This is a genomic window from Blautia caecimuris (assembly GCF_024622975.1).
Lineage (GTDB): Bacteria > Bacillota > Clostridia > Lachnospirales > Lachnospiraceae > Blautia_A > Blautia_A caecimuris.
Genome location: NZ_JANJZT010000006.1, coordinates 110,342 through 123,397, shown reverse-complemented (window position 1 = coordinate 123,397; position 13,056 = coordinate 110,342). Strand labels below are relative to the sequence as shown.

General features: G+C 44.7%; 11 protein-coding genes. 1 reads left to right on the top strand and 10 read right to left on the bottom strand.

What is annotated here, in order from left to right:
- Positions 1 to 11: 11 nt before the first annotated feature.
- The 9 genes from NSA57_RS05985 to NSA57_RS05945 all read right to left on the bottom strand — a co-directional run bounded on the left by NSA57_RS05985 (position 12) and on the right by NSA57_RS05945 (position 11,605).
- Positions 12 to 1,181, bottom strand: a complete 1,170-nt coding sequence (locus NSA57_RS05985; protein WP_257464309.1) for a CobW family GTP-binding protein — start codon at positions 1,179 to 1,181, stop codon at positions 12 to 14.
- Between the two features lie 136 nt (positions 1,182 to 1,317).
- Positions 1,318 to 1,551 (bottom strand): hypothetical protein, encoded by a 234-nt coding sequence (locus tag NSA57_RS05980; RefSeq protein WP_022068010.1) that lies wholly within the window; start codon positions 1,549 to 1,551, stop codon positions 1,318 to 1,320.
- A gap of 205 nt (positions 1,552 to 1,756) precedes the next feature.
- The gene (glgB, locus tag NSA57_RS05975; protein ID WP_022068009.1) at positions 1,757 to 3,643 is read right to left on the bottom strand and encodes a 1,4-alpha-glucan branching protein GlgB; all 1,887 of its coding nucleotides are present in this window, start codon (positions 3,641 to 3,643) and stop codon (positions 1,757 to 1,759) included.
- Between the two features lie 28 nt (positions 3,644 to 3,671).
- On the bottom strand, positions 3,672 to 5,024 hold the full coding sequence (locus NSA57_RS05970; RefSeq protein WP_257464327.1) for an alpha-amylase family glycosyl hydrolase: 1,353 nt from the start codon (positions 5,022 to 5,024) through the stop codon (positions 3,672 to 3,674).
- The gene (locus NSA57_RS05965; protein ID WP_022068006.1) at positions 5,024 to 5,353 is read right to left on the bottom strand and encodes a nucleotidyltransferase family protein; all 330 of its coding nucleotides are present in this window, start codon (positions 5,351 to 5,353) and stop codon (positions 5,024 to 5,026) included. Before NSA57_RS05965 ends, NSA57_RS05970 begins: the two co-directional genes overlap by 1 nt.
- A 342-nt stretch (positions 5,354 to 5,695) precedes the next feature.
- Positions 5,696 to 7,066 (bottom strand): polysaccharide deacetylase family protein, encoded by a 1,371-nt coding sequence (locus NSA57_RS05960; RefSeq protein ID WP_257464308.1) that lies wholly within the window; start codon positions 7,064 to 7,066, stop codon positions 5,696 to 5,698.
- A gap of 232 nt (positions 7,067 to 7,298) precedes the next feature.
- Positions 7,299 to 8,585 (bottom strand): trigger factor, encoded by a 1,287-nt coding sequence (gene tig / locus NSA57_RS05955; protein WP_257464307.1) that lies wholly within the window; start codon positions 8,583 to 8,585, stop codon positions 7,299 to 7,301.
- Between the two features lie 39 nt (positions 8,586 to 8,624).
- The gene (locus tag NSA57_RS05950) at positions 8,625 to 9,986 is read right to left on the bottom strand and encodes a polysaccharide deacetylase family protein (protein WP_257464306.1); all 1,362 of its coding nucleotides are present in this window, start codon (positions 9,984 to 9,986) and stop codon (positions 8,625 to 8,627) included.
- A gap of 101 nt (positions 9,987 to 10,087) precedes the next feature.
- Positions 10,088 to 11,605 carry a polysaccharide deacetylase family protein gene (locus NSA57_RS05945; protein ID WP_257464305.1) on the bottom strand — a complete coding sequence of 506 codons (1,518 nt, stop codon included), beginning with the start codon at positions 11,603 to 11,605 and terminating at the stop codon, positions 10,088 to 10,090.
- Positions 11,606 to 12,103: 498 nt separating this feature from the next.
- Between NSA57_RS05945 and NSA57_RS05940 the strand changes: the two genes are divergently transcribed.
- On the top strand, positions 12,104 to 12,553 hold the full coding sequence (locus tag NSA57_RS05940; protein WP_257464303.1) for a hypothetical protein: 450 nt from the start codon (positions 12,104 to 12,106) through the stop codon (positions 12,551 to 12,553).
- A gap of 50 nt (positions 12,554 to 12,603) precedes the next feature.
- On the opposite strand, the gene NSA57_RS05935 is transcribed toward NSA57_RS05940, so the two are convergent.
- The gene (locus tag NSA57_RS05935; RefSeq protein ID WP_257464302.1) at positions 12,604 to 13,050 is read right to left on the bottom strand and encodes a YwiB family protein; all 447 of its coding nucleotides are present in this window, start codon (positions 13,048 to 13,050) and stop codon (positions 12,604 to 12,606) included.
- Positions 13,051 to 13,056: the final 6 nt, after the last annotated feature.

The following is a 13,056-nucleotide window of genomic DNA, read 5'->3' as shown; positions in this document are numbered from 1 at the left end:
CCTGATCTGCCTTATAATCCAAAGATCTCAGCCAGTTTTTCCTCTTTTAATTTGGAACCGATAACGCAGAGACGGCCTGTATATTCCGGCGCGCCTTCACGGATCTCTGTTTCTTCCGGAACCATATCGAAATAGATCCAGGTTCCGTCCTCAGCCGGAAGCATTCCTTTTGCACGAAGAATCACGCCATACTCCTCTGACTCAGAAAGAACGGCAAGAATCTTTTCCAGACTCTCTCTGGAATACTTCTTAATCGTCTCACGTCCCCAGCTTGTAAATACCTCGTCTGCATGATGATGGTGGTGATCATGATGATGTCCGCAGCCGCACTCATGGTCGTGATGATGCTCATGCTCTTCATGATCGTGTCCGCAGCCGCACTCATGGTCGTGGTGATGTTCATGCTCTTCATGATCGTGTCCGCGGCCGCACTCATGGTCGTGATGATGCTCATGCTCTTCATGGTCATGCCCGCAACCGCACTCGTGATGATGCTCATGCTCTTCATGGTCATGATGACCGTGCTCATGTACATGTCCGCACTCCGGGCATACCTCTTCTTCCATCATCTCCTGCTCCAGGGATACCGGATTTTCCATTACCTCAAGAAGCTTCTTTCCGTCCAGATTTTCAATAGGTGTGGTAATGATAGCCGCTTTTTTGTTCAGACTGCGGAGAAGCTCCATGGACTGCATTGCCTTCTCTTCATCCACAATGTCTGTTCTGCTCATGATAATGGCTCCTGCATACTCTACCTGGTTGTTAAAGAACTCACCAAAGTTTCTCATATACATTTTGCATTTTTTGGCATCTACCACTGTTGTATAGCTGTTCAGCGCAAGACCAGTTTCTTCCTGGACATCCTGCACAGCGCGGATCACGTCAGAAAGCTTACCTACGCCTGACGGCTCGATAAGGATTCTGTCCGGATGATATTTGTCAATCACTTCTTTCAGAGATGCTCCGAAGTCTCCTACAAGAGAGCAGCAGATACAGCCTGAATTCATTTCACGGATCTCAATTCCTGCCTCTTTCAGAAATCCGCCGTCAATACCGATCTCTCCAAATTCATTTTCAATCAGAACTACCTGCTCGTCCTGGAAAGCTTCTTTCAGAAGTTTTTTAATAAGAGTTGTTTTTCCAGCTCCGAGAAAACCTGAAATAATATCAATTTTTGTCATGATTTTGCCTCTTTTCTGTTTTTGTTTTCAACGTACATTTGACCAGGAAGCAAAAACACCCCCTGGTCGCAGCCACTTATATATGCACACAACGGGGACATGAACCTGTCATGCCCCCGCTTTTTGCTTCATAATATCAGCCGTTGATCATAAAGTTTAACAGCTTATCGATATCTTCTTTCTCATATGCAACGATTTCCAGCTCCGGAATCTCTCCGCCGGAAAAAATGTTTGCCAGAGATACGTACTGGGACAGTTTGGATTTCAGGTTCAGTCTGTCTCCCTCTCCTGTTACAAGTTCAACTTTACCGTTACAGCTATCTACTACTTCAAAAAATTTGTCTACATCTTTAATATTGGATACTTTCATTTTTATTCTCCTTTCAGAATTTCTATTATCGGTTCTTCGTCATAAGTAATTGTCTGTTCCTTCAGACGCGTACAGTATAACGCATCTTTTTATAAAATGCAATGGTTTTTCTGCCAAAAAATCTGACAAAACATTACTTGTTTTTTATATCCGGAAACCGGTCAAAATATATTCCAAGTCACCTTAAACGATAGCATTTTTATATTTAATATGTAAATACCGCTACTCCGTATGGCGCAAGGGGATATGCAAAAGAGAATTCCCGGTTGTCACACTCTTTGGATTCCGCCTTAAAAGTCTGTGGTTTTTCCAGAAGTCCGTTCTCATCCATGATCAGCTTATACTGTTTTTTCTTCGGAACGCCCACTCTGTAATCGCTTCTCTCTACCGGTGTGTAATTAACCACAAATAAAAGATTGTTCCTCTTTGTAGGAGATTTGCGCACAAAGCTGAAAATACTTCTGTCTCCGTCATCTGCATTGATCCACTCAAAGCCTTCCGGATCATTGTCCGCTTTATACAGCGCCGGATATTTTTTGTACATATGAAGAAGTGTTTTTACAAAGGACTGAAGATCTTTGTGATTCTCCTCTCCCAGAAGGTACCAGTCAAGTTCCCTTTCCTCGCTCCACTCACGAAGCTGTCCAAACTCCTGCCCCATAAACAGAAGCTTTTTGCCCGGATGGAAAAACATAAATGCATAGGCGGCCTTCAGGTTCTTAAACTTATCATCCGGATACCCGGGCATCTTGTTCAGCATGGAGCACTTCAGATGAACTACCTCATCATGAGAAATAACCAGAATGTACTTTTCACTGTAGGCATAGGTCATGGAAAACGTCATTTTATTATGGTTGAATTTACGGAAGTACGGATCTGTTTTCATGTACTCCAGAAAGTCGTTCATCCATCCCATGTTCCATTTCAGGGAAAATCCAAGTCCGTCATCCTCTGCCTTGCCTGTTACTTTCGGCCATGCAGTTGATTCCTCTGCGATCATCACGGTTCCGTGATTTCTTCCCAGCACAACCGTATTCAGGTGTTTAAAAAATTCAATGGCTTCCAGATTTTTATTGTCCCCGTACTTGTTGGCAACCCACTGTCCGTCCTGCTTGCCATAGTCAAGATACAGCATGGAAGCAACTGCATCCACACGAAGTCCGTCCACATGACATTCCTCAACCCAGAAAAGAGCATTTGCTATAAGGAAATTCTTAACCTCCGGGCGGCCGTAATTGTAGATCTTTGTACCCCAGTCGGGATGCTCACCCTGGCGCGGATCCTGATGTTCGTATACGGCTGTTCCGTCAAAGTTCGCCAGACCGTGGGCATCTTTCGGGAAATGTCCCGGAACCCAGTCAAGAATAACGCCGATTTTGTTTCTGTGCAGATAATCTACCAGATATTTAAAATCCTGGGCACTTCCATAACGGGAGGTAGGCGCATAATAGCCGGTTACCTGGTAGCCCCAGGATCCGTCAAAGGGATGCTCTGCGATTCCCATCAGCTCCACATGAGTATACCCCATATCCTTTACGTATTTTGCCAGCTCATGAGCAAACTCACGGTAATTGTAAAATCCGTTTTCATCCTCATTTTCCACTGCATGTTTTCTCCATGAACCCGGATGCACTTCATAAATGGACATGGCATCTGTATTTTCATCAAATTCCACACGTTTTTTCATCCATGTAGAATCTTTCCATTTATAGTCCCCGATATCTGCAACCTTTGACGCGGTTCCCGGACGAAGCTCTGCTTCATTGCCATAAGGATCTGCCTTGTAAAGCTCCTCGCCGTGCATTCCCACAATAAAAAACTTATAAAGATCTCCGATCTTTGCCCCCGGCACAAATACCTCAAACACACCGATAGGCCCTGCCTTTACCATTGGGTTTGCCTCTGTATCCCAGCTGTTAAAATCGCCAACTACAGAAACAGACTGAGCATTTGGCGCCCACACCGCAAAATAAACTCCTTTTTTTCTTCCCTGCGTTGTGGGATGCGCACCAAGTTTTTTATAAATATCATAGTGTGTTCCCTGACCAAACAAATACTGGTCTAACTCTGAAAAATGCATTTTCTCTCCCATCCGGACATACCTCCCTTAATCCCTGTTTCTATTTCAATTTATAAATCTGACTTTCCCCCGGCGCCAGTGTCACTCTGAGACTGCCGTCCTGAAGTTCCGGCTCCCGGCCGTCAATAAGGCTTGCCCATGACTTTCCGCTCAGAGGTTCCCTGATGCAAAGCTCCGCAGGCCTGTCATCATTATTCACTGCCACTACGATCCCTTCTTCTCCCAGTATTCTTGCAAACGCATACTGCCGGTTAGTCAGAAGAAGCTCCTGATATCTGCCGTCCGCAAGAGCTGGTTCCTGGCTGTGGATCCTGCCAAGAAGCGTCACCCACTTAAGAAGCTGCGGATTATCCGGATGCAGAAGTGCTTCCTCAATATCAACTGCCGGACGAAGAGGATCGTCATTTCCGCCTTCTTTACGTCCCTGTATACCCCATTCAGATCCATAGTAAATGGAAGGGATTCCCGGAAGTGTAAATAAAAGCGTATATACGGTGAAAATATGCTCCGGAACATTGAGCTTGGATGCGATCCTGTCCACATCATGATTGTCCACAAAGGAATAAAGCCGAAGTCCTTTGTATATTCCGCCGTTTTCATCAAATTCTCTCCGGATAGTATGAGCGATCTCAAAATAATTGTGGTCGTTATGACCGGAATAAAGCCCCTTGTGAAGCTCATAATTTGTCACGGAATTCAGCATTTCCGGTTTTACATAGCGGCTGTAATCTCCGTGGATCACCTCGCCCATCAGCCAGAAATCCGCTTTCTTTTCATTGGTAAACCGCCTCATTTCTTCCATAAAGGAAAACTCCAGACAGTCCGCGCAGTCAAGGCGGATTCCGTCAATATCAAACTCATGGATCCAGAAGCCGATTACATCCAGAAGATATTCCCGCACCTTCGGCTCCCGGAGATTGAGATTTACCAGTTCAAAACAGTTTCTCCATGCCTCATAGCCAAATCCGTCATTATAAGGCGAATTCCACCCAAAATTGATTCCCTTGTACCAACCGCAGTACTGAGACTGTTCTCTGTTTTTCTGAATATCCTGAAAGGCAAAGAACTCTCTTCCTGTATGGTTAAATACACCGTCCACTACAATTCGTATATTCATTTCGTGGGCTTTTTCCACGAAGCCTTTAAAGTCCCGGTTGTCTCCCAGACGCCTGTCCACCATGCGGTAGTCTTTTGTATCGTATCCATGAGATGTTGATTCAAATAACGGCCCGATATAGATTGCCGTACATCCCAGTTCCTTTATATGAGGGAGCCATTTCATCAGATCCTGAAATCTGTGAACCGTCTCCCCTCCTTCATTTCTTCTTGGTGCTCCTGTCATTCCGATCGGATACATGTGATAAAACACTGCGTTTTCATACCACTTTCCCACTAAGCTGCCCTCCAAAGTACAATTCCCTCCTCCTCAATGTTTTTATAAAACGGAAGAATTTTTCCCCATTTTTTCATACGTTCTTCAGGAATATCAACAATAGAGAACACTTGATTAAATCGAATATCAAGCTCCGCAGCCCAGTTGATGAATTTATCCTTTGTCTCTTCATCTATTTCATTTGTTATAATAATCGCAATATCAACGTCACTTTCTTCTGTTGCTTCATTCCTGGCAACAGAACCAAACAGAATGATTCTGGAAATCTTATCCTGAAAAATTTCTGTTAATCCGCTTATCAATTCATTTACAATAATAGATGACAGCATATGATCACCCCCAGATTTGATCCGCAATTCCTCTATCCATATTATACCCAAGTTTCCCGGGCTCTTCAACTGCATTTTGTATTGTTTCAGACATTCTGCCGGTAATCCTGTTGCTGTCTGCACGATTCACATTCTCACAGATCGTTTTTGATTTACCGGAATGAGCAGGGTAAAATATGCTGTTTTCCCGGTAAATAATCCCACCCCAAAACTTGACATAGAGCCATAAAAAACTGCGTAGCAGACATTATCATCTGTTACGCAGTAAAAATCCGTTTTTTATGTATGAGTACCATACCCTGTATTTGTTTTTATATGTTTTTCATGTACAGTCAGAAAGCGTTAGTAATATTCTTCTTCGCCGCCGTCATCATGATAGTTTTCGTCATAGGATGCGTCTCCGCTTCCGTCTGAATAGTCCTCTCCGGAACCGTCCTCGCCGCTTCCATCTGACATATCGCTGCCTTCACCGGAGCCCTCCTCACTGCTGCCGTCAGATATGTCACTTCCGTCTCCGCCTTCTGAAGCAGTTTCCGCATTGAGAAGCGGACCGTCATAGCCAGCTACCAGTCCCTTGGACAGACTGCTGTCCCAGAAATCTGCATAGGAGGCATTCTGAAGCTCCACGCCCTTTGCCTTCGCAAGCTCGCTGACTGTCATCAGCTTATAGCCTTTTTCCACCAGCTGAGGAATCAGCTGAAGGGCAGCCTGCACAGAAGTCTCATGAATATCATGCATTAATATGATGGAACCGTCTGTCAGATCTCCGTTCATAACTGCATCAACAGTTGATTCCACATTCAATGTCTTCCAGTCCAGAGTATCCAGGGACCACATGAAAAACGGCTTCTGTACCAGATCGAATTCTCTTTGGCCAGCCGCGCCGTAAGGAGCACGGGCTACTGTGGATTTCTGTCCGCAGGCTTTCATCAGAGCTTCATCCGTTTTCTGGAATTCTTCTATCACAGCCTCATCAGAAATGCCCGGAAGGGTTGCCTCCGGGTGATCCCAGCTGTGGTTTCCAAGCTCACATCCGATATCCGCCATTCTCTGTACAGTGGATTCCCAGCCTGATACATTCTGTCCCAGCATAAAGAACGTTGCATGAGCATTGTTTTCTTCCAGACAGTCAAGAAGCTGGTCTGTATACTCTCCCGGTCCGTCATCAAAGGTCAGGGCAATACGCGGCTTATGTTTCTCAGGATTATAGGAACCGTCCTCATTAAAGTACAGATCATCAAATCCCTGGCTTACCCAGCCTGTCTGTATGTAACCATTATCGTCAAAGGAATATGTCTGTCCGTCAATCTCCTGCATTCCCCCGGCATAATAGGTTCCGTCTGTATTCTGATACCATTTGCCATTTTCGTCCTCATGCCACCCGGAAGTCAGATCCGAAGCACTGGTAACATGAGATACACTTGCCAGAGGCATCCGGATGGCCTTTGTTTCGTCTGTGGTTACTTCTTCTTTTGTTCCTGTTGTTTCTGTCTTTCCCTCATCTTCCGTATTATCAGCATCTGCTGCCACCTGCACGGGTTCAGCTGCATCCTTACCGCTGATCTTATTTGCAACGGGCAAAATCACGCCCTTTATGATAAATACTACTACCAGCACCACAGCCAGTACATAACCGCCAAGCTTCATCATTTTGCGGCGTCGAAGCTGCTGCTGCTTTTTGCGCATCCTTTCCTGCAAAACTCTTTTATCCATTGTTTCCCACCTGCTATTATATCAATCTGTCCTTGTTTGTCCTGTCTATCATACTGCATTTTTTACAGAAATACAATAGCGCTCCCCGTGCATTTTCCATATATTTATAAAACTTTTCTAAAATCATCCAGTTTCCTGAAATTCACCTGTCAGCAGAGTGTATCCTGCTGTCCGTTTTCCGGATCGATACAGACCGCAGACATTGTCCTGCCTCTGTCTGAAGATCTTTGAGTTATTCCTGTAAAGCAGCGTCCTCGTCCGCAACGTGCTCACCTGTAGCATTTCCGGCATCCTCTGTCTGAGTATCGTAAGCGCCCTCATCTGTTACTGCATCTTCATTTTCTGCAAGCTCATCGCCGCCGCCTACTTTCTCATCTACTTCCGCCTGATCCACAATAAACTGCTCCACTCTCAGAAGAGCCCGTGTCTCATTCACTTCCCGCTCCCCGTAAAGCTCTACCACTTCACTGAGGTTTGTGGCGCCGTACTGCTGAAGAAGCTTCTTATCCAGCTCTTCTTCCTCTTTGTCATCTACGCTGAGGTTTTCTTCATCCATAATATACTGAACGATCAGATTCTGCTTTACCTTAACTTCTGCATACTCTCTGCAGGCTTCCTCATATTCTTCTTCTGTAATTCCCTGTGATCTCAGGAATTCGCTCATATCCATCTGCGCCTGCTCAATATACTCGCCATTCAGTTCTTTATAAGCTTCTATGGCTGTCTCAATATCTTCTTCAGGATATTCTATGATCTCAGAGCTTTCAAAAACCTGGTTCCATGCATCTGCATAAAGCTGATTCTCAGCAGCTTCGTTGACACCATCCTCAAGCTCCTTCTGAACAGCCGCTCTGTATTCGGCCACAGTTTTACTGTCTGTATTTGCTGCAACCCACTCATCTGTAAGCTCAGGAGTTCTGCGGATGCTCTGAACAGTCACCTGATATACTGCAGACTTGCCGGCAAGCTCACTGTCATAGTAGTCTTCCGGGAAAGTCAGATTCAGCTCCTTTGTCTCTCCGGCTTTCATGCCGACAATTCCTTCATCAAAGCCGTCTGCCACAGCTCCCTCTCCGATCACAAAATCATAATCTTCTTCAGAGCCGCCCTCGAAGCTTTTGCCGTCAATAGTTCCGGTGAAGCTGACTCTCACCTGGTCTCCGGACTGGGCTGTTGCGTCCTTCACTTCCTCTGCCTTATCCTGCAGCCGGAATTCAATCTCTGTATCCACCTCAGGATCAGAAACAGGTTCTACGATATTATTAAGCTTCAGCCCTTTATATTCGCCTACAGTAATATATTTGGAAATATCACTGACGGAAACAAGTCTGACCTCAGCTTTTTCCTCTTCCTCTTTTTTGTCTTCTTCTGATTTTGTCTTATCTTCTGCCTTATCTGTCTTTTCCGCGCTGCTTTCTGTTTTTTCCGCAGCAGGTTTTTCCGCATTCTTATCTGAGCAGGCAGACGCACTGAATACCATACACATTACCAGCATTGCCAAAACTGTTTTTTTCTTCATAAGTTGCTCCTTTCTGATGCCTTATATTCATTTATTCTGTCACATTTCAGGTACCGGAGTAGGTCTGGAAGAATCCCATACTTCCGATACGTCAAACAGATCGCTGAGCATTTCCGGGTTATAATACATCCGGTATCCGTCCAGATTTCTTCTTCCCTGGCGAAGATACTGGTCGGAAAGCTGTACAAAGTACTGGCTGGAGTCTACATTGCAGTAATAATGATAGCCTCTGCTCTTATAATACTGGAATTTCGGATTGTCAGAAGAGTATCCCTCCCAGCCGCCGATATCAGCCCCGAATGCAAAGATGATCGTATCTGTTTTTCCAAGAATCGGAGCCACATAAGCCTCCCATTTCTCATTGTCTGCCTTCAGTTCCTCAGCAGAGGAATCCGTTGCGTTCTTGTGTCCCCAGGTATGGCTTGCAAACTCCCATCCGTTGGCTTTCATGGCATCGGCAACCTTTTTGGCTGCTGCCACGTCTGCCTCATAATCAAAATCAGGATTTTTTTCCAGAAATTCTCTCTGATTATCCTGAAGATTCTCCTTTGTCTTATAAGCGATATCTGTCCGATATCCCAGAACGCCGTTGTATCCTGTCATTGCCAGAATGCCTTTTCGTCCGTGATAGGAAAAATCAGGATGCTGCTTCACAAATTCATCGATCAGAGGCACCATATCATAATTGCCTACCGATACTGTACCGTCATCCTCAATATACTCGTTTTTTACTTCCCCGTTCTCATCCAGAACAAGGCGGGAAGCATATCCGTCCCCATCCATATAATGATAATAGCTCACGTCATCCTGAGACAGTACAAACGGAATCTTCCCCTTGGGAAGCATGATCTTTCCGCGGCTCATGGAGCCGTCCTCATTCACTGTAGCCATATCGTGAGGACTTACCATTACATAGCCCTTGTCATACATGATCTGAATGATCTTGTTGAACTCGTCTATGGTTGTCATAACCTGATTATAACCGCCTGAATCAGAATCTCCGTCAAAAGCTTTGGAAGTATCTTTCACAAGAGTGTGAAAAAACACATGGGTGATCTTTTCAATGGGATATTCCACCAGAGCAGCCCTTGCCACCTGGCATTTTGCGGCTATGTCCATATAGTCTTTGTTTTTTTCAAAGTCCTTCTGGCTTTTCAGAAGCTTGATGGCCTCGTCATAATTGTACTGGGCATACATGATCTTTGCCTGCTCCAGAACAGACTGTGAACTGTTTTTATTTTTTGTTTTCTTCTCTTCTGTTTTCTTTTTATCCTTTGATGCAGACACCGGCATATATGTCTTTGATGTGATTTCCTGCGTGTTCCCGTTCCAAACCGGCATACTTCCGCTGCCTGCCGCAACTGCTGCCGCAATCGTCAGTGCCAGAACTGCTTTTTTCATTTCTGGATTTTCCCCTTTCTTCTGTTTCCCCTTCCGGCCCCCTCTGACCGGTATATAAATCCGCCGGACACACTCATCCGGCGGATGATATATTTTTATCTTTATCCCATAGGCGGTACCGGAGTCGGTCTGCTGGGATCAAATACTGCCTTTGCGTCAAAAAGATCCTCCAGAAGCTCCGGATTATAGTACATTCTGTATCCGTCCAGATTTCTTCTTCCCTGACGGAGATAGCGGTCCCTGATCTGTACAAAATATTTACTAGAGTCCACATTACAGAAATAATTATAGCCTGCGCTTTTCAGATATTCAAACTTGTCTCCCGAATAATCTTCCTGAACAGTCAGATCTGTTCCAAAAGCAAAAATAATAATATCTGTTCCGCCAATCAGCGGATCTACATTTTCTTTAAATTTCTCGGTATCCGTCTGCAGATGAGCCAGGTCAATCTGTCCTACGTTCTGGTGACCCCAGGTATGGCTTGCAAACAGCCATCCATTGGCCTTCATGGCGTCTGCCACCTTCTTTGCCTCTTCCCGCTCTTTTTCCAGGCTGAACTCCGGATGGGCATCCAGCCACTCCACCTTATTGGCGTCCAGATCATCCGGCCGCGTCTCATAGCTGATATCTGTTCTGTAGCCAAGGATTCCGTTATAGCCTGTGAGAGCTATGATTCCCTTTGCTCCTTTGTAGGAAAAATCAGGATGCTGCTCCACAAACCGGTCGATCAGTGGCACCATGTCATAGTCACCTACTGAAACTGTTCCGTCATCCTCCACATATTCATTGCGAACCTTGCCCTCAGCATCCACAACAAGCTTTGTGGCGTAGCCGTCTCCGTCCATGTAATGGTAATAGCACACATCATCTTGAGACAGGACAAACGGAATTTTTCCCGGCGGAAGAAGGATTTCTCCCGGAGTTATATTTCCGTTTTCGTCAGCAATAGCCATATCTTTGATGCTGACCATAACATAGCCCTTGTCATACATAGTCTGAGTGATCTTATTAAACTCATCTATAGTCGTCATAACCTGATTGTAGTCCCCTTCTTTATAATCACCGTCAAATGATTTCGCCGGATCCTTGATCAGCGTATGATAAAAAACATGAGTTACCTCTTCCAGAGGCCAGGAAACGCAGGTGGCCTTTGTCTCCTCGTATTTTTTTACTGCAGCCTGAAAATCCGCATTCTTGTCATAACTGCTGTCGCTTTTGAGAAGCTGTACAGCCCCGCCATAATCATACTGGGCCGCTTTCAGATTCGCCTCTGCCAGAAGGTCTGTCTGCGCAGAAGCCTCTGCCGTTGCTTCTCCCCCGCCTTTTTTGTTTTCATCTTTATTGGACGCTGTGCCGGAACCGCTGCTTTTTGTAATGACAAAACGTGTGATCCCGCTGACTGCGCCAACTACTACAACAAAGGAAATCACTGCTGTGGCGCCCAGAACCGCCAGCTTCTTCCAGCGCTCCCTTTTCTGCCTGCGCAGCCTTCTCTCCCTTCGCAGCTCACGGAAATAGTCGTCACGTTCCTCTTCGGTCATGGCCTCCAGCTGCCTGTTCCTCTCGTCCTTATTTTTCTCACTGTGCATATTTCTCTTTCCCCTGCCTCGCTCTTCCATAGTAACTCCTGTCCATTATTTTTCTGTAATTTTTAATATACCCAATGTAAAATCCTTTATTCCGGTATCACAACAGTCAGGAAATTTTACTGTTCACTCCTTTCCCGGAAGCCTGGTCAAAGTATCCTGCAATTTACATTCGATGAGGGTATTTTTCCTTTATTTTTCGGTTTTTTATCAATACATCTTGTGAAATATTACCTGTGAACAGCTGCCAAAAATCGTCAAATTATGTCACTTTGCTTATTATAACTTTTTATCCGTATAATTTCCACTGTTTTCCCCTAATATAAACTAATTTCTTATAATTTTTATCTAAACAGTTTCTCCTGGATCTCCATTCGGGATTTTACTGTAATTTTGCCCGAAACTGTTTGCCTTTTAACCGGATTAATGATAAAATATACTTCGCATGACAGGAATTCTCTCTGAAGGACATGTATGTCCGCCTGTATCTGATTATAAGAGGGAAAAATATACATATTGAGGAGGGTATCTATGAATACACTTACCATCGTCCTGCTTGTCATCCTTGTTGTTCTCGTTGGCGTACTGATTGCCCTTTATTTTTTTGGAAAAAAGGCTCAGAAAAAACAGGAAGAACAGCAGGCACAGATTGAAGCTGCAAAACAGACTGTTTCCATGTTGGTAATTGACAAAAAACGACTTCGCATAAAAGAATCTGGTCTCCCGCAGATGGTGATCGATCAGACACCGAAGATGATGCGTCGTACCAAACTGCCTATCGTCAAGGCCAAGATCGGTCCGAAGATCTCTATTCTGATAGCAGATGAAAAAATTTACGAACAGATTCCTGTAAAAAAAGAAGTAAAAGCTGATATCAGCGGTCTGTACATTGTAGGTGTACGCGGTATCCGCGGTCATCTGGATACTCCGCCGGCCAAGAAAAAAGGCTTCTTTAAAAGAATGTTCAGCAAAAAAAATTAAAAAGCACAAGGCAGCTGTAAGAAATTTCCTACAGCTGCCTTGTATTTTATTTACAGTACAAAATCCTTTGAATCGGCAGGCTGAGCCTGCACAGAAAGGTAACAGTCCGCCACATGCTCTTCATTCATGTCAAGGGCATAATCAACCTTCATATTAATGTTATTGTCACTTTCATTCAGCTCCATTCCGGTGGCAACAATCCCCATCTGAAGTGTTCCGAACGGAGTGGTATAAAAGGTCATATTCTTTTTTCCCCGCTCAAATACCATATGTACATTGACCAGGCCCTGTTTCCTGACCTCCATGCTCTGAGGTGACATTTTTATGTAATTTATCGTAGGTTCTGAGCCTTCATCCAGAATTTCCTCATATCTGAGATAATGGCTTCCGTTGCGAAAATAATACTGGCCGGGTACAACAAGCTCTATGGGCTCCTGTTCCTCTCCCACTTCCATCATCTGAAGTCCCCGCACATGTATGAGTACATTTTTATCCATAAATGC